The sequence below is a fragment of the Variovorax sp. CCNWLW225 genome (assembly GCF_037204045.1).
Taxonomy (GTDB): Bacteria; Pseudomonadota; Gammaproteobacteria; order Burkholderiales; family Burkholderiaceae_C; genus Variovorax.
Genome location: NZ_JBBCBV010000027.1, coordinates 21,878 through 41,593 on the forward strand (window position 1 = coordinate 21,878; position 19,716 = coordinate 41,593).

At 67.0% G+C, this 19,716-nt stretch carries 17 protein-coding genes and 1 riboswitch; of the genes, 4 read left to right on the forward strand and 13 right to left on the reverse strand.

Annotation, left to right across the window (positions count from 1 at the left end):
• Positions 1 to 35: 35 nt before the first annotated feature.
• The 7 genes from V9L20_RS25580 to V9L20_RS25610 all read right to left on the reverse strand — a co-directional run bounded on the left by V9L20_RS25580 (position 36) and on the right by V9L20_RS25610 (position 8,076).
• Positions 36 to 851, reverse strand: a complete 816-nt coding sequence (locus V9L20_RS25580) for an ABC transporter ATP-binding protein (RefSeq protein WP_337298691.1) — start codon at positions 849 to 851, stop codon at positions 36 to 38.
• The gene (locus V9L20_RS25585) at positions 848 to 2,770 is read right to left on the reverse strand and encodes an ABC transporter permease (protein WP_337298692.1); all 1,923 of its coding nucleotides are present in this window, start codon (positions 2,768 to 2,770) and stop codon (positions 848 to 850) included. Before V9L20_RS25585 ends, V9L20_RS25580 begins: the two co-directional genes overlap by 4 nt.
• Before the next feature lie 23 nt (positions 2,771 to 2,793).
• The gene (locus V9L20_RS25590) at positions 2,794 to 3,999 is read right to left on the reverse strand and encodes an ABC transporter substrate-binding protein (protein ID WP_443098628.1); all 1,206 of its coding nucleotides are present in this window, start codon (positions 3,997 to 3,999) and stop codon (positions 2,794 to 2,796) included.
• A gap of 82 nt (positions 4,000 to 4,081) precedes the next feature.
• Positions 4,082 to 4,666: an amino acid synthesis family protein gene (locus tag V9L20_RS25595; protein ID WP_337298693.1), complete on the reverse strand. Its 585-nt coding sequence runs from the start codon at positions 4,664 to 4,666 to the stop codon at positions 4,082 to 4,084.
• Between the two features lie 34 nt (positions 4,667 to 4,700).
• On the reverse strand, positions 4,701 to 5,342 hold the full coding sequence (locus tag V9L20_RS25600) for an amino acid synthesis family protein (RefSeq protein WP_126746691.1): 642 nt from the start codon (positions 5,340 to 5,342) through the stop codon (positions 4,701 to 4,703).
• A gap of 20 nt (positions 5,343 to 5,362) precedes the next feature.
• Positions 5,363 to 6,280 carry a UPF0280 family protein gene (locus tag V9L20_RS25605; RefSeq protein ID WP_337298694.1) on the reverse strand — a complete coding sequence of 306 codons (918 nt, stop codon included), beginning with the start codon at positions 6,278 to 6,280 and terminating at the stop codon, positions 5,363 to 5,365.
• Between the two features lie 161 nt (positions 6,281 to 6,441).
• Positions 6,442 to 8,076: a 6-hydroxynicotinate reductase gene (locus tag V9L20_RS25610; protein ID WP_337298695.1), complete on the reverse strand. Its 1,635-nt coding sequence runs from the start codon at positions 8,074 to 8,076 to the stop codon at positions 6,442 to 6,444.
• Between the two features lie 315 nt (positions 8,077 to 8,391).
• Between V9L20_RS25610 and V9L20_RS25615 the strand changes: the two genes are divergently transcribed.
• Genes V9L20_RS25615 through V9L20_RS25625 form a run of 3 tightly spaced genes read left to right on the forward strand, consistent with a single transcriptional unit; the run spans position 8,392 to position 11,097 of the window.
• Complete coding sequence (locus tag V9L20_RS25615; RefSeq protein ID WP_258503341.1) at positions 8,392 to 9,165, forward strand: ferredoxin--NADP reductase; 774 nt, start codon at positions 8,392 to 8,394, stop codon at positions 9,163 to 9,165.
• Between the two features lie 19 nt (positions 9,166 to 9,184).
• Positions 9,185 to 9,943 carry a TetR family transcriptional regulator gene (locus V9L20_RS25620; protein ID WP_337298696.1) on the forward strand — a complete coding sequence of 253 codons (759 nt, stop codon included), beginning with the start codon at positions 9,185 to 9,187 and terminating at the stop codon, positions 9,941 to 9,943.
• A complete protein-coding gene (locus tag V9L20_RS25625) occupies positions 9,898 to 11,097 on the forward strand; it encodes an amidohydrolase family protein (RefSeq protein WP_337298697.1) in 1,200 nt (399 codons plus the stop codon). Before V9L20_RS25620 ends, V9L20_RS25625 begins: the two co-directional genes overlap by 46 nt.
• 127 nt (positions 11,098 to 11,224) lie before the next feature.
• Here the strand turns inward: V9L20_RS25625 and V9L20_RS25630 are convergent, their stop codons facing one another.
• The 5 genes from V9L20_RS25630 to V9L20_RS25650 all read right to left on the reverse strand — a co-directional run bounded on the left by V9L20_RS25630 (position 11,225) and on the right by V9L20_RS25650 (position 17,842).
• Complete coding sequence (locus tag V9L20_RS25630; protein ID WP_337298698.1) at positions 11,225 to 11,614, reverse strand: GtrA family protein; 390 nt, start codon at positions 11,612 to 11,614, stop codon at positions 11,225 to 11,227.
• The gene (locus V9L20_RS25635) at positions 11,611 to 12,585 is read right to left on the reverse strand and encodes a glycosyltransferase family 2 protein (protein WP_337298699.1); all 975 of its coding nucleotides are present in this window, start codon (positions 12,583 to 12,585) and stop codon (positions 11,611 to 11,613) included. The genes V9L20_RS25630 and V9L20_RS25635 overlap by 4 nt, the downstream gene beginning before the upstream one ends.
• On the reverse strand, positions 12,582 to 14,399 hold the full coding sequence (locus tag V9L20_RS25640) for an ArnT family glycosyltransferase (RefSeq protein WP_443098629.1): 1,818 nt from the start codon (positions 14,397 to 14,399) through the stop codon (positions 12,582 to 12,584). Before V9L20_RS25640 ends, V9L20_RS25635 begins: the two co-directional genes overlap by 4 nt.
• Positions 14,400 to 14,451: 52 nt before the next feature.
• On the reverse strand, positions 14,452 to 17,166 hold the full coding sequence (gene metH, locus V9L20_RS25645; RefSeq protein WP_443098630.1) for a methionine synthase: 2,715 nt from the start codon (positions 17,164 to 17,166) through the stop codon (positions 14,452 to 14,454).
• 60 nt (positions 17,167 to 17,226) lie between these two features.
• A riboswitch (S-adenosyl-L-homocysteine riboswitch) is annotated at positions 17,227 to 17,332 on the reverse strand.
• 48 nt (positions 17,333 to 17,380) lie between these two features.
• Positions 17,381 to 17,842 (reverse strand): PACE efflux transporter, encoded by a 462-nt coding sequence (locus V9L20_RS25650; RefSeq protein ID WP_337298702.1) that lies wholly within the window; start codon positions 17,840 to 17,842, stop codon positions 17,381 to 17,383.
• Positions 17,843 to 17,946: 104 nt separating this feature from the next.
• Between V9L20_RS25650 and V9L20_RS25655 the strand changes: the two genes are divergently transcribed.
• Positions 17,947 to 18,864, forward strand: coding sequence for a LysR family transcriptional regulator (locus V9L20_RS25655; RefSeq protein WP_337298703.1), 918 nt, complete (start codon positions 17,947 to 17,949; stop codon positions 18,862 to 18,864).
• Here V9L20_RS25655 and V9L20_RS25660 read toward each other — a convergent pair whose 3' ends face one another.
• Positions 18,865 to 19,665, reverse strand: coding sequence for an SH3 domain-containing protein (locus V9L20_RS25660; RefSeq protein WP_337298704.1), 801 nt, complete (start codon positions 19,663 to 19,665; stop codon positions 18,865 to 18,867).
• Positions 19,666 to 19,716: the final 51 nt, after the last annotated feature.

Below are 19,716 nucleotides of genomic sequence, written 5' to 3' on the forward strand. Positions count from 1 at the left end.
GCGGTGCCAAGCGCCTTCGGGCGGCCGTGCGGCGCTCATGCAACGGCTCCCACCGCCGCGTTCACCTCGGCGGCTTTTTCTGCAATCTTCTCGAAGGTCTTGCCGCTGCCGAAGTACACCTCCTGCACTTTCGGATGGTCGCGGATCTCGAGCGGCTTGCCTTGCGCGATGAGGCGGCCGCGCGCCAGCACGATCATGCGGTCGGCGTACGCAAAGACCACGTCCATGCTGTGCTCGGTAAAGAGCACGGCCATGCCGCGGTCGATGACCAGCTGCTTGGTCAGCGCCATCAGCGAATTGCGCTCCTTGGGCGCCATGCCGGCGGTGGGCTCGTCCATCAGCAGCAGCTTGGGCGCATTGGCCATGGCGATTGCGAGCTCGACGCGCTTGACGTCGCCGTAGGCGAGCTCGCTGCAGGGGCGATCGGCCTGCGCCTTCATGCCGACCTGCTCGAGCAGCGCCAGGGCCTCGTCGCGCCGGTGGTCGGCGGCGCGGCGCCACATCGAGAACAGCTTGCCGTCGTGCGAGAGCAGCGCCATCTGCACGTTCTCGACCACGGTGAGCGACGCGAAGGTTTCGGCAATCTGGAAGGTGCGGCCCACGCCCATGCGCCAGATGGCGCGCGGCTTGCGGCCTATCAGTTCCTCGCCGGCGAAGCGTATCGAGCCCTGGTCGGCCTTGAGTTGGCCGTTCACCATGTTGAAGGTGGTCGACTTGCCGGCGCCGTTGGGGCCGATCAGCGCGAGCAGTTCGCCGGGCGCGAGATCGAAGCTGATGCCGTCGACCGCCTTGACGCCGCCGAAGGACTTGCCCAGGTTCTCGACCTTGAGCAGGGGAGCGTTCGCGCTCATGCTTTCACTTCCTCGAGTTTGGCCGTTTCGCGTGCGCCGCGGGTGCGGATGCGCCCGGACAGCTGCTTGGCGAAGCCCGCAATGCCCTGCGGGAACAGCAGCACCAGCAGCAGGATGATGGCGCCGAGCATGGCGCGCCAATAGTCGGTGTTGCGCGCGACCGTGTCGTGCAGCCACGTGAAGGTGACGGCACCGACCACCGGCCCGGCCAGCGTCTGGATGCCGCCGAGCAGCACCATCACCAGGCCATCGACCGACTTGCCGACGCTCAGCGATTCCGGCGAGATGCTTCCCTTGGAGAAAGCGTAGAGCGCGCCGGCCAGGCCCGCGGCGGTGCCCGCGATCACGAAGGCGACCCACTGCATGCGCTTGACGTCGATGCCGATTGCGTCGGCGCGCAGCACCGAATCGCGCCCCGCCCGCAGCGCATAGCCGAACGGTGAAAACAGCACGCGGCGCAGCCCCAGAACGCCCAGCGACACCAGCGCCAGCGTGAGCCAGTAGTACACGCGCTTGTCCGACAGCCACTCGGCCGGCCAGACGCCGGTGAGCCCGTTGCTGCCGCCGGTGAAGGTGTCCCACTGGTAGGTGATGGCCCAGGTGATCTGCGCAAAGGCCAGCGTGAGCATGGCAAGGTAGACGCCGGACAGCCGCACGGCGAACCAGCCGTAGACGAAGGCGCCGATGGCTGCGACCAGCGGCGCGACCACGAGCGCCAGCTCCATCGGCATGCCGCTTGCGCGCACCAGCAGCGCCGCGCCGTACGCCCCCAGGCCGAAGTACGCCGCATGCCCGAACGAATGCATGCCGGCCGGCCCCATGATGAAGTGCAGGCTGGCCGCGAACAGCGCGGCGATGAGCAGGTCGATCATCAGCACCGTGGTGTAGGGCGAGTCCGCGGTGAGCAACGGTGCCGCCGCCAGCACCAGGCCGAACACCGCCGCGGCCACCACGTACGTCTTGCTGGCGCGGCGCAGCGGTTCTTCCTGCATGCCGACGTACCGGCTCGGCGCCTGCGGCCGGCCGAATAGGCCCCACGGCCGCCACACCAGCACCACGGCCATCACCAGAAAGTCCACCACCAGCGTGAGCTTGGAGAACGAGACGCTGATGCCGAACACATCGACCACGCCCAGCCAGATGCAGATGGCCTTGATCTCGGCGATCAAGAGCGCTGCCGCATAGGCGCCCGGAATCGATCCCATGCCGCCGACGACCACGACGACGAAGGCCGCGCCGATGGTGTTCAGGTCCATCTCGAGCGTGGCCGGCTCGCGCGGCAGCTGCAGCGCACCGCCAAGGCCCGCAAGCAATGCACCGAGCGCGAACACCGCCGTGAACAGCCACGCCTGGTTGACGCCCAGCGCGCTGACCATCTCGCGGTCTTGCGTGGCGGCGCGCACCAGCGTGCCGAAGCGTGTGCGCGTGAGCAGCATCCACACCAGGCCGAGCACCAGCGGCCCGACGACGATGAGGAACAGGTCATAGGACGGAAACTGCCGCCCCAGGATCATGACCGAGCCCGACAGGCCCGGCGCGCGCGGCCCGAGCAGTTCGTCCGGGCCCCAGAGCCAGAGCACCGCATCCTTGATGACGAGGACGAGCGCAAAAGTGGCGAGCAGCTGGAACAGTTCGGGCGCCTTGTAGATGCGGCGCAGCAGCACCACCTCGATCACGGCGCCCAGAATGCCGACAGCCAGCGCCGCCAGCAGCAGCGCGGGCCAGAAGCCCAGGCTGCCGCCGAGCTTCTCGACCAGCGTGTAGGCGATGTAGATGCCCACCATGAAGAACGAGCCATGCGCGAAATTCACGATCCGCGTGACGCCGAAGATCAGCGACAGGCCGGCTGCCACGAGAAAGAGCGACGACGCGCTCGCAAGCCCGTTGAGCAGCTGGACGATGAAACCTGAAAAACTCATGACCCGTTCACCTTGCTGCCCGTTCAGTCCGCCGCGCGGGTTTTCTTGATTTCAGCCGGCGTCGGCTGGTACTTGGCATCGGCGCCGTCGAGGTAGGTGTAGTTCACCATCACACCCTTGCCGTTTTCGTTCTTGGTGCGGCCCACGAAGGCGCCCATGGTCGACTGGTGGTCTTCGGGACGGAAGGTGATCTTGCCGAACGGCGAATCGACCTGCAGGCCCTTGAAGGCGGCCACCAGCTTCTCGGTGTCGGTGCTCTTGGCCTTGGCAATGCCCGCCGCGGCCGACTTGATCATGCTGTAGCCCACCACTGAGCCCAGGCGCGGATAGTCCTTGAACTTGGCCTGGTAGGCCTGCTCGAACTTCTTGTGCTCCGGCGTGGTGATGCCGTACCAGGGATAGCCGGTCACGATCCAGCCGTTGGGCGCTTCGTCCTTCAGCGGATCGAGGTACTCGGGCTCGCCCGTCAGCACGCTCACCACCTCGCGGTCCTTGAACAGGCCGCGCGTGTTGCCTTCGCGCACGAACTTGGAAAGGTCGGCGCCGAACAGCACGTTGAAGATCGCGTCGGGCTTGGCATCGGCCAGCGCCTGCGCCACGCTGCCCGCGTCGACCTTGCCCAGGGGCGTGGCCTGCTCGGCCACGAACTCCACGTCGGGCTGCGCAGCCTTGAGCAACTGCTTGAAGGCTGCCACGGCCGACTGGCCGTATTCGTAGTTGGGGTACACGATGGCCCAGCGCTTCTTCTTGAGCTTGGCGGCCTCGGGCACCAGCATGGCGGCCTGCATGTAGGTGCCGGGGCGCAGGCGGAAGGTGTACTGGTTGCCGCCCTGCCAGGTGATCTTGTCGGTCAGCGGTTCGCCGGCAAGGAAGAAGAACTTCTTCTGCTTGGCAAAGTCGGTCACGGCCAGGCCGGTGTTCGACAGGAAGGTGCCGGCGAGCATGTCGACCTTTTCGCGCGAGACGAGTTCTTCGGCCACGCGCACGGCGTCGCCGGGGTTGGCGTTGTCGTCGCGCGTGATCAGCTCGATCTTCTTGCCGTTGACGCCGCCCGCGGCATTGATTTCATCGACGGCGAGTTCCATCCCCTTCTTGTAGGGCTCGAGGAAGGCAGGCTGCGCCTTGTAGCTGTTGATCTCACCGATCTTGATGACGCCTTGCGCCTGCGCGACCGGAATCAGTGCGACGGTGAGCGCAGCGAGCGACACCACGTTGAAGGCAAAACGCATGGTCATGGGGAACTCCTCGTTGAAATGGTCAATGGAACCGAATAAATGCAATGGGCGCAAGCTGCAGGCCTGGGGATGAGCGTCATTTGAGGCCGTCTTCGCCCTTGATGTCGGCGACCTGCAGGCCTCCGATGCGAGGCAGCGGACGGCCGCTGTCGGTGACGGCCACCGCCACCACGATCTCGTTGGCGCGCGGTGCATCGGACACGCGGGCCTCGACGGCGTCGAAATGGCTGCGCACGAAGGCGGCGTCCTTGTGGCCGAGCGGCACGTCGATGGCGGTGCCCAGCGTGCCGCGCTTCTTGGCAGAAGGCACCAGCGCCGCGCCCTTTTCAACGGCCACGCGCAGCGGCGCGCCCAGCTTGGGATGCAGGATGGCGGCCGCGTGCTCGAGCTCGCCGTTCTCGCCCACGATGGCGGCCTTGCCGTAGCTCTGCGCCTGGCCGGGCTCGATGCCGAGTGCCTTCACGGCCTTCTGGCCGAGCAGCGCGCCCAGCTCTTCGCCGATGGCGATCAGCTCGTCGAGGTTCTCGCTGAAGCGGCCCGCATAGGGGTTCTCGATCACGGCAATGGCCACCGCGCGGCGCGTGGGCGGCGTGATGTCCTTGCCCATTTCCTTGCGGGTTTCGTCGATCTGGACGACGAGCTTGCGGATGTTGGCGGTCATGTCTTGTGTTCCTTCTTGTCTCTTCTGGAGCGGCTCAGCGCAGGCCGTCCCACTTGCTGATGTCCTTGGCGAGCAGGCCGCCCACGCGCGCATGCACGCGGTAGCCCGTGCTCATGGCCAGGATGAAGACGATCTCGTCGGCCGCGGGCGCGCCGGGCACGCGCACTTCAATGGCGTCGAACTGGCCGCGCACGTAGCTGGCGTTGATGTTGGTGAGCGGCACGTCGAGCGCCGCACCGGGCGGGCCGACCTTCTTGGTCGAGGGCACGATGGAAAGCGCGTTGCCGGGCTGGCCGGTTTTTTCTTCGGCCTTGCCCGCGGTGTAGGCGGCGCGGCTGCCCTTCCAGCCGAGCAGCTCGCGCATCGCGTAGCCGCCGGGCACATGCCAGAGCGCGCCGTGCTCCAGCTCGCCCGCGGCACCGACGATGGCGCCCTTTCCGTAGGTGGCAATCTGCTCCAGGGGCACGTCCATGGCGGCATGCAGCCGGTGCGCCATGTCGACGCCCACGGGGTCGAGCAGCGCCATCATCGGCAGGATGTCGGGCTCGTAGCGGCCCGCAAAAGGATTGGTCAGCACCGCGCCGATGGCACCGCGCACCAACGGGGTGTCGGCGCGCGGGCCGAACTCGTGGTGGATGTGCTCGACATGGGTGAAGACGCGGCGTATATCGATCATGAAAGGAACCTTGCTTTTCGTTAAGCAAATACTGAACCAACTGCCACGGAGGCCGCCGCCGGCAGCGCCTTCGAGCATAAGGGTTCGACAAGTCGCCACTGCCCCTGGCAAACGAGCAGAACGGCCCAGACGAGCCCGCCTTTTTGCAGCACCTTGGCGCAGACCGCCCCCGTATCGAGCGCGCTTTGTACCTGCGAAGGCGCCAGCGGCGGCACATCGACCGTGACCAGGATGTCGCCCAGGTCGCTATCGTCCTTGCATTCATTCGCCGGGCGCCGTTGGATGGCTGCATCGTCCACGTCGACGGCGTTGGCAATCACGGTGGCGGCCGCGTCGGCTTGCGCGGCCGTGGCGGCAAGCACCGTCACGCTGTCGGCAATGCCCAGCGAAAAACTGCGGCCGCGCCAGCCGCTGGTGGCCACGCCGCGCACCGGCTGATCGGCCTTGATCTCGAACTGGCCGTCGGTGGTGAGGATGCTGCTTTCACCATCGACATGCTTGCGCCAATCGAAGCGCGCCAGGTCGGAGTAGACGCCCACGCGCGCCGACTGGCCGGGCGCGAGGTGCAGCGCGATGTCGCCGCCGTTGTTGATCCACGCGCGTTCGATGCCTGGCCGGTCGTAGAACGCGATGAGTTCCTGTGCCACGGAGCCGGCCACCGCCGCCATCGGCGTGACGAACATCGGCGAGAACGCGGCGCACGCATTCCACATGCGCTTGGCAATCACGCCGCGCGGGCGCATGTTGTCGCTTGCGGGCAGGCGCAAGAGCGGCAGCTCGCGCACCAGTTCGTCGAGCACGTGGACAAAGCGCGCCCAGGCCGCGTCGTGCGCGGCCGCGACGGCGTACGGGTCGCCATGCGCCTCGGCCACGATGTCGATCGGGCCATGGTTGAAATGCCAGCGGTTCGCGTCGAGCGCGGTACGTTGGGCGGTCATGGCTCACCCCCGGGGTTCGCGCATTGCTCCCTCCCCTTCCGGGGGAGGGTTGGGGTGGGGGCACGCGGCGTATCCAAGGGGCGCTCTGCCCGCCCCCATCCCAGCCTTCCCCCAGAGGGGGAAGGAGCAACGGTCACGGCGCACATCGACATGGGCATCGCTCAGCCCAGCATCGGGGCATGCCCCAGCGGCCACGGGTTGGCGTCGTCCATCACGAGCCACTGCCGCGCCAGCGGCGCACCGTCTTCCTGCCACGCACCGCGGGCGAGCGCCTGCTCGAGCGAGAAGATGTGCTCCATGTGGCCGCCGAGCGCTGCGTAGTCGTCCTGCCGCATGCTGAACTCGATGGGCGCCACGATGGCCGGCGTGGGCACGGTGCCAAAACTGTTGTCGGGCATGCGCATGACGTCCGCCATCACGGTGATGCCGCCGCCGGGCCATACATACGCCGGCGCGCCGCCGCAGGTGACGTTGACGAGCGCGCGCTTGATGGCGCGCGTGAGCAGCACCGGGTTTTCGGTGACGCCCGCACGCAGGCTACCGCCCGCACCGCCGAGGAACAGCACCGTGCACAGTGAGGGTTCGCAGTTCTCTCCGATGCGCTCGACGATGCGCTTCACTTCGGCGGGCATTTCCTGTTCGACGGGCTTCAGTGCCTCGTCGAGCACATACCACTGCGCGTGCTCGCCGGTGGTCGATGTCATCAGAAGGCGCAGGCCCGGGCGCGCCACGCCCTCTTCCCATCCTTCGATGATCGAGAGCGGATCGGCAATGTCGGTGCCGCCCCAGCCGTTGCCTGGGTTCGCCACCTGGAAGTAGCGCCCCGGCGTGGACTTGCGCCCCAGCATCTGGATGCCCGAAGGCGCCATGTCGAGGCACCGCCCGGCCTGATGCTCGGTCAGCACGCCGGTGATGTGGTCGTCGACCACCACCACCTCGTCGGCCACGCCCGCGAACTGGCGCGCGAAGATGCCGACCGCCGCCGAGCCGCAGCCCACGCGCATGCGTTGCTCTTCGACCCCGTTGACGATGGGCGCCTTGCCGGCCTGGATGACGAGCGTGGAGCCGCCGTCGATGGTGCACTCCACCGCCTTCTTGTTGCCCAGCAGCTGCATCAGCTCGGCCGTCATGCGGCCTTCCTTCTTGCTGCCGCCGGTGAGGTGGTGCACGCCGCCTAGCGAGAGCATCTGCGAGCCGTATTCGGCCGTGGTGACGTGGCCGACCACCTCGCCGCGGTAGCGCACGTTGGCCTGTTCGGAGCCCAGGAAGCGGTCGGTGTCGATCTTCACCTTGAAGCTGCAGTAGCTGAAGATGCCTTCGGTAACGACCGTGACCATGTCGACGCCCTGGGCTTTCGAGGCCACGATGAAGGGGGCCGGCTTGTAGTCGGGGTAGGTGGTGGACGAGCCCACGCCGGTGACGAAGACCTCGTCGGCGTGCAGCAGGTCGCCGTTCCAGTCGGGGGCGTTTGATTCGGCCACTTCCGCTGTTTCCGGTTTGTCGGCGGCCGGCCGGTCGAAGGGCACCAGCTTGGGCGCCTCGCCCGCAATCTCGCGGCGCAGCAGCACCACGGGGTCGACGCGCACCAGCACGCCCTCGCGGTTGGCATAGCGGTCGCAGGCGCCCGTGCGGCCGTCGGAAATCTGGCACAGCACGGGGCAGGCATTGCACTCGACCTTGGCGGTGCTCATGCGCTCGTTGCGCGGCGGCGCCTTGCCGAAGGCGCTGCTGCCGGCTTCTGCGACCACCGGCATGTCCATGCCGGGCATTCCGTCTGTCTTGGTGTGTTCGGTCATCGGGGCGATCTCGTGGGCAGTGTGTGTGGGGCAATCCGGTGTGGCGGGGTTTGCAACAAACGTGCCGTCTGCCCGCTTGTGCCCCGTCTGCCGTTTGTGTAGCATTCCCTACACTTTCATGTTGCGTTCACTACATTCGCGGTCAATGTAGCAAACAGGCCCGATGCTTGCAATGGTGTTTTCTCGCGGTGTTCATCGGGGTTTTTCCGACCAACGACAATGGAGGGTTCGCAGCCGGCCGACGGCTAGCGCCCCAAAGGCGTGCATTTCGGCTCAGCCACCTTCCCCAGTTACCAACCAACTCTTGAGTTCCGTATGAGTGCATTCAGCGAAGAACGCGTCCTGAGCGTCCACCACTGGACCGACCGCCTGTTCACCTTCACCACCACGCGCGACCCGGCGCTGCGTTTCTCGAACGGCCATTTCACGATGATCGGCCTGAAGGTGAACAACAAGCCCCTGCTGCGCGCGTACAGCATCGTGAGCCCGAACTACGAGGAACATCTCGAGTTCCTGAGCATCAAGGTGGAAGAAGGCCCGCTCACCTCGAAGCTGCAGCACATCCAGGTGGGCGACACCATCATCGTGGGCCGCAAGCCCACCGGCACGCTGCTCATCGACTACACGCTGCCGGGCAAGCGCCTGTACCTGTTCGGCACGGGCACGGGGCTCGCACCGTTCATGAGCATCATCCGCGACCCGGACACCTACGAGAAGTTCGAGCAGGTCATCCTGGTGCACGGCGTGCGCCAGGTCGACGAGCTGGCCTATCACGACCTCGTGACCGACCACCTGCCCAAGCATGAGTTCCTTGGCGAAATGGTGGAGAAGCAGCTGCTCTACTACCCCACGGTCACGCGCGAGGAGTTCCGCAACCAGGGCCGCATCACCGACCTGATCTCGAGCAACAAGCTCACCGACGACCTCGGCCTGCCTCCCATCAACCCCGCGGAAGACCGCGTGATGCTGTGCGGCAGCCCCGGCCTCCTGGTCGACCTGAAGCACATCCTGGAGGCACGCGGCTTCAAGGAAGGCAACACTTCGACCCCAGGCGACTTCGTGGTCGAGCGCGCGTTCGCTGAAAAATAAGCCAAGCCTCACGCGCACAATGGCCGACAGCCGCTCCGCCAGCACCAAGCCCCAGCGCCGCACCGGCGTGCGCGAGGCGGCGGCGCAGGCCACGCGCGACAGCATCCTGAAGGCGGCGACCAAGGTGTTCGCCAAGTACGGCTACGACGGCGGCAGCGTCGAGAAGATCTCGAAGGCCGCCAAGTCGTACGACCGGATGATCTACTACTACTTCGGCAGCAAGGAAGGCCTCTTCATTGCGGTGCTCGAGGGCATCTACCAGCGCATGGACGACGCCGAGGCCGCGATTGCGCTCGACGCCTCGCGGCCCGTGGAGGCGCTGACCGAAGTCATTCGCTTCGTGCTGGGCTACTACCGCAAGAACCCCGAGTTCGTGACGCTGCTGAACACCGAGAACCTGCACAAGGGCCGGCACATTTCCAAGTCGCTCAGGGCGCGCGAATACTCGTCGCGGGCGGTGGCGATCATTGCGGAGATCCTCGCGAGCGGCGCGGCGCAGGGGCTGTTCCGCAAAGACCTGATTGCGCGCGACATCTACCTGCTGATTGCATCAACCGGCTACTTCTACACCTCCAACCGGCACACGCTCACCGCGTTTCTGGGCGAGCCGCTGGAATCGGCCGAGGCGATCACGCACTGGGAAGACTTCGTGATCGAGACCCTGCTGCGCACCGTGCGCGCGGACGAGGCGCAAGACAACAACATCCCACCCCACGACCAGGACCACACGAAATGGCAGAAATCGCAGCCGGCGGCAAGTCGGGCAAAGTCGTCATAAAGAACATCGGGCTCTTGCTCTCGGGCGACATCGACAAGCCCATCCTCGACGCGGACACCATCGTGGTGAACGACGGCCTGATCGTTGCGGTGGGCAAGGAGAAAGACTGCGACCTCGAAGGCGCGAAGACCGTCATCGACGCGAAGAAGACCTGCGTGGCGCCCGGCCTGATCGACAGCCACGTGCACCCGGTGTTCGGCGACTGGACGCCGCGCCAGGGGCAGATCGGCTGGATCGACTCCACCATGAACGGCGGCGTGACCACCATGATTTCGGCCGGCGAGGTGCACCTGCCCGGCCGCCCGAAAGACATCGTGGGCCTGAAGGCGCTGGCCATCACGGCGCAGCGCGCGTTCGACAACTTCCGTCCCGGCGGCGTGAAGGTGCTGGCAGGAGCGCCCGTCATCGAAAAAGGCATGGTCGAGAGCGACTTCAAGGAGCTTGCCGAAGCGGGCGTGGGCCTGCTCGGCGAAGTGGGACTGGGCTCGGTGAAGGCCGGCTACGAAGCCAAGGAGATGGTGGCCTGGGCGCGCAAGTACGGCATTCAGAGCACCATTCACACGGGCGGTCCGTCCATTCCAGGCTCGGGCCTGATCGACAAGGACGTGGTGCTCGAGGCCGACGCCGACATCATCGGCCACATCAACGGCGGCCACACCTCATTGCCCGAGGCGCATGTGTGCGAGCTGTGCGAGAAGAGCTCGCGCGCCATCGAGATCGTGCACAACGGCAACGAGAAGGTGGCCATTGCGGCGGCCAAGGCGGCGCTCGAACTCAAGTGCCCGCACCGCGTGATCCTCGGCACCGACGGGCCGGCCGGCTCGGGCGTGCAGCCGCTGGGCATTCTGCGCATGGTGGCCATGCTCTCGTCCATTGCCAATATTCCGGCCGAGCTGGTGTTCTGCTTTGCCACGGGCAACACGGCGAAGATCCGCAAGCTGAACTGCGGGCTCATCGAAGTGGGCCGCGATGCCGACTTCGTCTTCATGGACCGCGCGCAGCATTCGCCTGCGCCCGGCCTGCTGGAGAGCGTGCAGCTCGGCGACATTCCGGGCGTGGGCATGGTGATGATCGACGGTATCGTGCGCTGCGGCCGCAGCCGCAACACGCCGCCGGCAACCGAGATTCCAGTCGTCGTCTCAGGCGCGCACTGAGAGCCAGCGCTTCTCTTTCTCCTTCCCCCTCTGGGGGAAGGTCGGGATGGGGGCAGGCAGAGCGTCCGATGGATGCGCCGCGAGCCCCCACCCCTGCCCTCCCCCAGAGAGGGAGGCAGCAACACCTCTACTTCGCGCGAAACACCAGATAGCGCGCGGACAGGAAGTTCACCACCAGCCCCGCGCAGCTGCCCAGCGCCACGCCGGCAGCCGGTGCCCAAGGGCCGGTGAACCAATGCAGCACAAGCACATACGCCCCATAGTTGACGACCGCACCGCCCAGCATCGTCACGAGGTAGCCGAGGTACTCGCGCAGCACGGACGCATTGGCGCTTCGGGCGCTGAAGGTATAGCGGCGGTTCAACGCCCACGTAGCGGTGGCAGCCGCAAGAAACGACAGCACCCGCGCCCCGTACCAACCCAGCAGCGGCGCTGCAAGGTACAGCACGGTCACGTCGACCACGAAGCCGATCGCCCCCACCACGGCGAACGACAGGAACTCCCGGCCGAGCTTCATCTGGGTGCGCAGTGGCGCACGCCCGGTGTGGCAAGGTAGCGCAGGCGCTTGGCCTCGCGGCGGCCGAGCCGGATGGCGTGCATCACCACGCCGCAAACCATCGAGAGCATGGCGGCCAGCATGGCGCCGGTCGCCAGCACCGCCGTGGGGAGCCGCGGCACCAGGCCGGTGTTCATGTAGGTGAGCAGCAGCGGAATGACCAGCGCGATGGCGCCCGCCGCGAGCAGCGCCGCAATGATCGAGAAGAACTGCAGCGGCCGTTCGCTGATGAACAGCTTGCAGATGGTCTTCAGGATTCGCCAGCCGTCGCGGTACGTCGAGAGCTTGCTGTGCGAGCCTTCGGGCCGCGTGCTGTAGGCGGTGTCGAGCTCGGCATAGGGCATGCGCAGCTCCAGCGCGTGCACCGTGAGCTCGGTCTCGATCTCGAACCCGTGCGAAAGCGCCGGAAACGACTTGGCGTAGCGGCGCGAGAACACGCGGTAGCCCGAGAGCATGTCCGTCAGCCCGCCGCCGAAGAGCTGCGCCACGGCGCCTGTGAGCAGCCGGTTGCCGAAGCGGTGGCCGGCGCGGTAGGTGAGCGCGTTCTGCCCGTCGTCCACGCGACAGCCCACCACCATGTCGAGGTTGCCCGCCACCAGCGCATCCACCAGCCGGCGTGCGCTGGCCACGTCGTAGGTGGCGTCTCCGTCGACGGTCACGTACACGTCGGCCTCGACATCGGCAAACATGCGCCGCACCACATTGCCCTTGCCCGGCGCGGCCACGTGCGTCACGAATGCGCCGCTCGCACGCGCGATGGCGGCCGTGTCGTCGGTCGAGTTGTTGTCGAAGACGTGGATCTCGGCCTCGGGCAGCGCCGCCTGGAACTGCGCGACCACCTGCGCGATGGACAGCGCCTCGTTGTAGCAGGGGATCACCGCCGCAATGCGCATCGGCGCGCGGGCTGCCGCGTGTTGGTCGAGATCGGTCATGGTGCGGGAGGAAGAATACGGTAGACCCGGCTGCCGTCTTTCTCGTACTGCAGGGTGAAATATTTGTCGAAATCGGTTCTGCCGCTGAACACCGGCACCACCGAATTCGGAAGAACGACAGCCACGAAGCCCAGGCCGCCGAGCTTGCCCGCCAGGTCCTTGCCTGACAGGCGGCCGAAGTCGGTGTAGCGCCACGGCCCGAGGGTATCGCCCCAGATGGGGTTGGGGCCGTAGTAGATCGCCTCGTTGAGGTTGATCTGGTAGACGCGGCCGGTGGCGGTGCGGCGCAGGTAATCCATTACCGCATAGCCCGGCACGTGCTGGCGCAGGAACGCTTCGCGCTGCTCCTGGGTGGGCGAAATCATCGCGACCTTGCCCGCAGTCTGGCGCACGGACACCGCGGCCAGCACGGCCAACAGCAGCACAGCCACCCAGTCGCCGACAAGGCCCGCGCGGCCCGAAGGAGCCCCCTCGACGGGGTTGACGACAGGGTTGGCGATTTGCCCGGCCTTGGGGCCGAACACGCGGCGCAAACCCGCGGCGATCCAGCCGAACAGCACCTGCCAGCCGATCGCCGCCGTGAACGCGAGCAACGGAAACGACGCTGTGAGGTAGCGGGGATAGCGCGAGGTCACCAGCCACACCGCTATGGAATAAAAGCAGAACCAGCCCGCAGCCCGCACCGCGGCGGAGCGCTTCCACATGGCGCTGAAGGGCAGCAGCACCACCGACCAGATCAGCACGTTCGGCCGCGCGGCGTGATCGCGCACGTCGGCCAGCTGCTGCACATAGTCGGCCGGAATCCAGTCGGTAAAGCCGAACACGCGCGCGCCGATCGGGTTGAACGGGTCGCCGGTCATGATGGCGTTGCGCGCATACCAGTACACGCACGGAATCAGAAAGCAAAGCAGCGCGAGCGCCCAGGCCTTGGGCCGGCGCTCATGCCACACGACGAACAGCGCCACCAGCGGCAGGAAGGTGAGCGCCTGGTACTTGGAGCCCGCGGCCACGCCAAGGCAGAACGCCGCCACGCCGAGCCAACGCATGCCGCTGTGCACCGGCTGCGATTCGCGCCACCACCACAGCGCCACGCACGCACTCAGCACGAAGAGCGCCACGCCCATGTCGATGAGCGCATTCGAATAGTCGCCAATGCCGAGCCAGATGGCCGCGCCGATGCAGGCGGTGAGCCGGTTGGCATGCTGCATGCCAAGGCGGAAGACCATCACCACCGACAACGCACCGGCCAGCGCATTGAGGAAGTGCGGCAGCACGTCGTCGCCCACCTGCAGCGCGGCGGCATAGAGCAGGTTGTAGTTGTACGGAAACCAGGGGTAGCGCAGCCACTCGTGGATGCCCAACCCGCCCTGCTCCGCCACCTGCCGCGCATAGGGCAGGTGGTACATCAGCTCGTCGAAGGCGGCGGGCGGCGCGAGCGGCGCAACCAGCGCGGGCAGCGCCACCAGCGCCAATGCCATCGCGGCGATCTTGTCGGCGCGGGTCCACGGCGCGGCGGGCGCGGTGCCGGCCCGAAGCGTGCGCAGTTCGCGCAGCCAGGGGCGCAACTGCAAGGCAGCTGCGAACACGCTGGCGGCAATCAGCGCGACGGTGGCGCCCACCTTGAAGGCACCGAAGATGGCCAATGCCTGGAAGCCGCAGATGAAGATGCCCACGCCCAGGGCCGCGGCCATCGAGGCTTCGAGCCAGGCGTCCCGACGCGTCGGCGGCGCAAGGCGCGCCAGCACTGCGCGCCCAAAGCCCCAGCAGCCGACGACAAAGACGGCCAGCGCCGCGTAGTGCGCGGCAGCAAATATCAACTTCTGAATAACAACTCCCGGCGCCGGTCGGCCATGCCGGCCGGCAGGTTCAAAGGTTCGGCGCCAGCAGGCGCTCGAGATCGGATTCGCTTTCCTTGCGCCGTGCGGCCTGGTCCTGCAGCTGGTCGTGCCCGATCTTGCCGACGTTGAAGTACGTCGAGTCGGGGTGGCTCAGGTAGAAACCACTGACGCTGGCGGCGGGCATCATAGCGAGGCTTTCCGTCAGGGTCATGCCAATGTCCGCGCAGTTCAGAAGGTCGAACATCGGGCGCTTCACGCTGTGGTCCGGGCAGGCCGGGTAGCCGGGCGCGGGGCGAATGCCGCGGTATTTCTCCGCGATCATGTCTTCGTTGCTCAGTCCCTCGTCGGGCGCATAGCCCCAGAGGTCGGTGCGCACGCGGTGGTGCAGCGCCTCGGCAAAGGCCTCGGCCAGCCGGTCGGCCAGCGCCTTCAGCATGATGGCGGAGTAGTCGTCGAGGTCGTCGATGAAATACTTTTCTTTCTTCTCGACACCGAGGCCCGCCGTCACCGCGAACACGCCCACGTAGTCTTTCAGGCCGCTCTCTTTGGGCGCGACGAAGTCGGCCAGGCAGCGGCTCGGCCGGGTGACGCCGTCGATCACCTGCTTCTCGGTCTGCTGGCGCATGCCGTACCAGGTCATGGCAACTTCGCTGCGCGTCTCGTCGGTGTAGAGCTCGATGTCGTCGTCGTTCACCGTGTTGGCGGGCCAGAAGCCGACCACGCCGCTCGCGCTGAGCCAGCGGCCCTCGATCAGGCGCTTGAGCATGCGCTGGCCGTCGGCGTACACGCGCACGGCTTCGGTGCCCACGATCTCGTCTTTCAGGATGGCCGGAAACGGGCCGGCCAGGTCCCAGGTCTGGAAGAAGGGGCCCCAGTCGATGTACTTCGCGAGCTCCGTAAGGTCGAAGTTCTTGAACACGCGCCGGCCGATGAACTTGGGCACGGGCGGCGTGTAGTGGGTCCAGTCGATGGGCGTCTTGTTGGCGCGCGCCTTGGCCAGCGGCCACATCGGCACCTGCTTCTTGTTGGCGTGCTGCGTGCGCACCTTCTCGTAGTCGGCGTTGATCTCGTCGATGTACGCGGTGGCCTGGTCGCTCAAGAGGCTCTGCGCCACGCTCACGCTGCGCGAGGCGTCGGGCACGTAGACCACCGGGCCTTCGTAGTGCGGCGCAATCTTGACGGCCGTGTGCACGCGGCTGGTGGTGGCGCCGCCGATGAGCAGCGGAATCTTCTTGATGCGGAAGTGATCGTCCTTCTGCATCTCGCCGGCCACGTACTGCATTTCTTCCAGGCTGGGCGTGATGAGGCCCGAGAGACCGACGATGTCCGCGCCCTCGACCTTGGCCTTGGCCAGAATTTCGTGGCACGGGACCATCACGCCCATGTTCACCACTTCGAAGTTGTTGCACTGGAGCACCACGGTCACGATGTTCTTGCCGATGTCGTGCACGTCGCCCTTCACCGTGGCAATGATGATCTTGCCCTTGGTGCGCACGTCGCGGCCGGCGGCCTCGTCCTGGCGCTTTTCTTCCTCGATGTAGGGAATGAGGTGGGCCACGGCCGACTTCATCACGCGCGCCGACTTCACCACCTGCGGCAGGAACATCTTGCCCTGGCCGAACAGGTCGCCCACGATGTTCATGCCGTCCATCAGCGGCCCTTCGATCACGTGCAGCGGGCGCCCGCCCTTGGCGAGGATCTGCTGGTAGGCCTCTTCGGTGTCTTCGACGATGAAGTCGGTAATGCCGTGCACCATAGCGTGCGAGAGGCGCTGGTTCACATGCACCGGGTTCTCTGGCGTGCCGCGCCACTCGAGCTTCTTGCTGTCGTCCTTGGCGCCGCTCTTGGCGGTTTCGGCCACTTCGACGAGCCGTTCCCCCGCATCGGATCGCCGATTGAGCACCACGTCTTCCACGCGCTCGCGCAGGGTCGGCTCGAGGTCGTCGTACACGCCCACCATGCCGGCATTGACGATGCCCATGTCCATGCCCGCCTTGATGGCGTGGTACAGGAACACCGTGTGAATCGCTTCGCGCACCGGGTCGTTCCCGCGAAAGCTGAAGCTCACGTTGCTCACGCCGCCCGACACCTTGGCGCCCGGCAGGTTGGCCTTGATCCAGCGCACCGCGTTGATGAAGTCGACCGCGTAGTTGTCGTGCTCCTCGATGCCGGTGGCAATCGCGAAGATGTTCGGGTCGAAGATGATGTCCTCGGGCGGAAAGCCCACCTCGTCCACCAGGATGCGGTAGGCCCGCTCGCAGATCTCGATCTTGCGTTCGTAGGTGTCGGCCTGGCCCTTCTCGTCGAAAGCCATCACCACCGCCGCGGCGCCGTAGCGCTTCACCAGCTTGGCCTCTTGCTTGAACTTGTCGACCCCCTCCTTCATGGAGATGGAGTTGACGATGCCCTTGCCCTGGATGCAGCGCAGGCCCGCCTCGATCACTTCCCACTTGGAGCTGTCGACCATCACCGGCACGCGCGCGATGTCGGGCTCGCTCGCAATCAGGTTCAAAAAGCGGACCATCGCGGCCTTGCTGTCGAGCATGGCCTCGTCCATGTTGATGTCGATCACCTGGGCGCCGTTCTCGACCTGCTGGCGCGCAACGGCCAGGGCATCTTCGAACTGGCCGTTCAGGATCATCCGCGCGAAAGCCTTGGAGCCGGTGACGTTGGTGCGCTCGCCGATGTTGACGAACAGCGACCCCGAATCGATGGCGACCGGTTCGAGGCCGGACAACTTCATCGGGGGAACGGAGGGCGCGGGAACATCGCTCATGGGGGGCTCACCTGTGCAGGAAAAAACGTCAGGTGAGCGTCGTTTGCGGCTTGCGCCCCGGCCAACGGGGCGCCTTCCAAGCCTGACGGCGGGCCGGTTGACTTGGGCCGCCGCTGCAACGCTCCTTGGAAGGGAGCGCAATTTTACCGGCTGCGGCAAGGGCCACGGCCTTGGGGGATGTTCAGGCCCCTTGCCCGGCCGCGGCGGCTGCGGCAGTGCTGACGGGCGCGGCCGAGGCCGGCAAGCCGAACACCCGGTCGAAGGCCCAGTTGAAGACGAAGGTGTAGACCAGGAAGAAGACCACCAGCCCCAGGTCCATCACCAGCGCCTGCCAGAGCGACACGCCCAGGCCCCAGGCAAAGAGCGGCACCAGGAAGGCGATCAGCCCGCCCTCGAAGCCGATGGCATGCGCAATGCGCCGGCGCACGCTGCGCCCGCGCACCGCCTGGCGCGACTCCCAGCGCTCGAACAACGCGTTGAAAACCAGGTTCCAGACCACCGCGATGACCGAGGCCGCCACCGCCAGCACGCCGGAATGGCCCAGCCCGGCATCCGTCATCAGCGCCAGGCCGGCACTGGCGGCCACGATGGCGATTCCCTCGTAAAGGGTGATGTAGACGACGCGGCGCTGAAACCCCTGCATGAACTTTTCCTCTGGCAAATGAAGGTGATGGCTGGACTTTATTTGCCCCGTGCTGATATAAAAAGTTAAGTTATTTCAATTTAATTGATAGATCGGAGCGGCTGATGGCCTTTTCCAGCGACACCGTCGAAGTCTTCCTGTCCGTGATCGACCACGGCTCTTTCTCGGCGGCGGCGCGCGCGCTGCACAAAGTGCCCTCGGCCGTGAGCATGGCCATTGCCAACCTGGAGGCCGAACTCGCGCTGCCACTCTTCGACCGCAGCGGCCGCGAGCCCCAGCCGACCGCGGCGGCCCGCTCGCTGGAGCCGCAGGCGCGGCTCTTGGCGGCCCAGTTGAAGCAGCTGCAGGTGCAGGCCCTGGCGCTCACGCAAGGGCTCGAAAACCGCCTCACGCTGGCCATTGCGCCCGAGCTGCTGGCCGCGCCGTGGAGCGCGCCGCTGGCTGCGCTGGCCGAGGAATATCCGCTGCTGCAGGTGGAGGTGCTGGCTGCTCCGCAAGCCGACGCGCTGGCGCTGCTGCACAGCGGGCGCGCGCAACTGGCGCTGGTGTTCGAGCGCCCCAGCCTCGACGGCCGCGAGGGTTTCCAGGAAGTGGGCAGCGACACCATGGTGGCCGTGATGGCGCCCCACCATCCCGTGCTGCTTGCGGCGGCTGGCGAACGCCTGCGCGAGGAACACCTCACGAACACGCGGCAGATCGTGGTGGCGGGGCGCGACCTGGCGACGAGCGACCCGCGCTTCGTGTTCGCGCGCCACGTCTGGCGCACCGACAACGCGCTGGCCGCGCTCAGCCTGATCACCGCCGGGCTCGGCTGGGGCTGGCTGCCGCGCAACTTTGCCAAGCCCCACGTGGCCGCCGGCGCGCTGGTCGAGATTCCGTTCGAAAACCTCAGCAACGGGCTCGACCTGTGGGTCGACGTGGTGTGGTCGCGCGAGCGGCCGCTGGGGCTGGGCGCGCAGCGCTTCGTGGCGCTGATTGCGCGTGACCGGCAGGCCGCGGCGGGGATTGCGCCTGCGGGCTAGCTAGTCGCGGTGGCCGTGTCCGCCGCCCTTGCCGCCGCCTCCGCCGTGGCCTCCACCCTTGCCGCCGCCGTCGCCTCCGTGGCGACCGCCCCCTCCGCCACCACCGCCCCCGTCACCACGGCCATGCCGGCCACCGCCTCCGCCCGGATGCATTTGCGGCTGGCCGGGCGGCGGTCCGGGTCGGAAGGCCGGCTGCGGCCGCGGCGGCTTGAAGCCGGGGTCCGACGGTGGGCGGAAGTCCGGCCGGGGCTGCGGTGGCCGGTGGCCCTGTGCGTGCTGCGGGCGAACGCCCGGCCCCGGCGCGGGCTTGAAGCCCGGGCCCGGCCACGGCTTGGGTTGCCAAGCCGGCCGCACCGGCGGCGGCGGACGCCAGCCGGGCATCGGCGGAGGCGGCGGCCGGCTGCCCCACCAGCGCCGCTCGCCGTACCAGGGCCGGTCGCGGTAGTAGTTGGACCAGTAGTTGCCGATCACGAAGGTCACGACCGGCACGCCGATCACGGCCGCGTAGGTCGAGAGCGGCACGCGCTGCTCCTGGTAGGCGTAGTCGAGGCTGCGCGCCCAGACCCAGCCGCGCCCGCCGTCGGGCAGCACCACGTCGCACCAGCTATAGCCGCCGGTACAACCCATCACGTCGAGCGGCTGGCCCGGCGCGAGGCGTGCCACCAGCGGGTAGTCGCCTGAGGGGCCCGCGCGCATGTTGACGGTGCCGCGCGTGAAGGCCTGCTGCGCCGAGGCCGCCAGGGGCAGCGCCAAGGCAAGCGCGCCGATGCCGACCCAGCGCGTGGGAAATGTGTAGTTCATGAATAGGCTTCCTTTGCGCCGCCAGCCTAGGCGGCGGCCCGGATGCCGTCA

What these genes read in the sequence shown, in the direction of transcription:
- V9L20_RS25580 (WP_337298691.1), bottom strand. Translation starts at nt 851, where the DNA reads ATGAGCGCGAACGCTCCCCTGCTCAAGGTCGAGAACCTGGGCAAGTCC.
- V9L20_RS25585 (WP_337298692.1), bottom strand. Translation starts at nt 2,770, where the DNA reads ATGAGTTTTTCAGGTTTCATCGTCCAGCTGCTCAACGGGCTTGCGAGC.
- V9L20_RS25590 (WP_443098628.1), bottom strand. Translation starts at nt 3,999, where the DNA reads ATGCGTTTTGCCTTCAACGTGGTGTCGCTCGCTGCGCTCACCGTCGCA.
- V9L20_RS25595 (WP_337298693.1), bottom strand. Translation starts at nt 4,666, where the DNA reads ATGACCGCCAACATCCGCAAGCTCGTCGTCCAGATCGACGAAACCCGC.
- V9L20_RS25600 (WP_126746691.1), bottom strand. Translation starts at nt 5,342, where the DNA reads ATGATCGATATACGCCGCGTCTTCACCCATGTCGAGCACATCCACCAC.
- V9L20_RS25605 (WP_337298694.1), bottom strand. Translation starts at nt 6,280, where the DNA reads ATGACCGCCCAACGTACCGCGCTCGACGCGAACCGCTGGCATTTCAAC.
- V9L20_RS25610 (WP_337298695.1), bottom strand. Translation starts at nt 8,076, where the DNA reads ATGACCGAACACACCAAGACAGACGGAATGCCCGGCATGGACATGCCG.
- V9L20_RS25615 (WP_258503341.1), top strand. Translation starts at nt 8,392, where the DNA reads ATGAGTGCATTCAGCGAAGAACGCGTCCTGAGCGTCCACCACTGGACC.
- V9L20_RS25620 (WP_337298696.1), top strand. Translation starts at nt 9,185, where the DNA reads ATGGCCGACAGCCGCTCCGCCAGCACCAAGCCCCAGCGCCGCACCGGC.
- V9L20_RS25625 (WP_337298697.1), top strand. Translation starts at nt 9,898, where the DNA reads ATGGCAGAAATCGCAGCCGGCGGCAAGTCGGGCAAAGTCGTCATAAAG.
- V9L20_RS25630 (WP_337298698.1), bottom strand. Translation starts at nt 11,614, where the DNA reads ATGAAGCTCGGCCGGGAGTTCCTGTCGTTCGCCGTGGTGGGGGCGATC.
- V9L20_RS25635 (WP_337298699.1), bottom strand. Translation starts at nt 12,585, where the DNA reads ATGACCGATCTCGACCAACACGCGGCAGCCCGCGCGCCGATGCGCATT.
- metH (WP_443098630.1), bottom strand. Translation starts at nt 17,166, where the DNA reads ATGAAGTTGTCCGGCCTCGAACCGGTCGCCATCGATTCGGGGTCGCTG.
- V9L20_RS25650 (WP_337298702.1), bottom strand. Translation starts at nt 17,842, where the DNA reads ATGCAGGGGTTTCAGCGCCGCGTCGTCTACATCACCCTTTACGAGGGA.
- V9L20_RS25655 (WP_337298703.1), top strand. Translation starts at nt 17,947, where the DNA reads ATGGCCTTTTCCAGCGACACCGTCGAAGTCTTCCTGTCCGTGATCGAC.
- V9L20_RS25660 (WP_337298704.1), bottom strand. Translation starts at nt 19,665, where the DNA reads ATGAACTACACATTTCCCACGCGCTGGGTCGGCATCGGCGCGCTTGCC.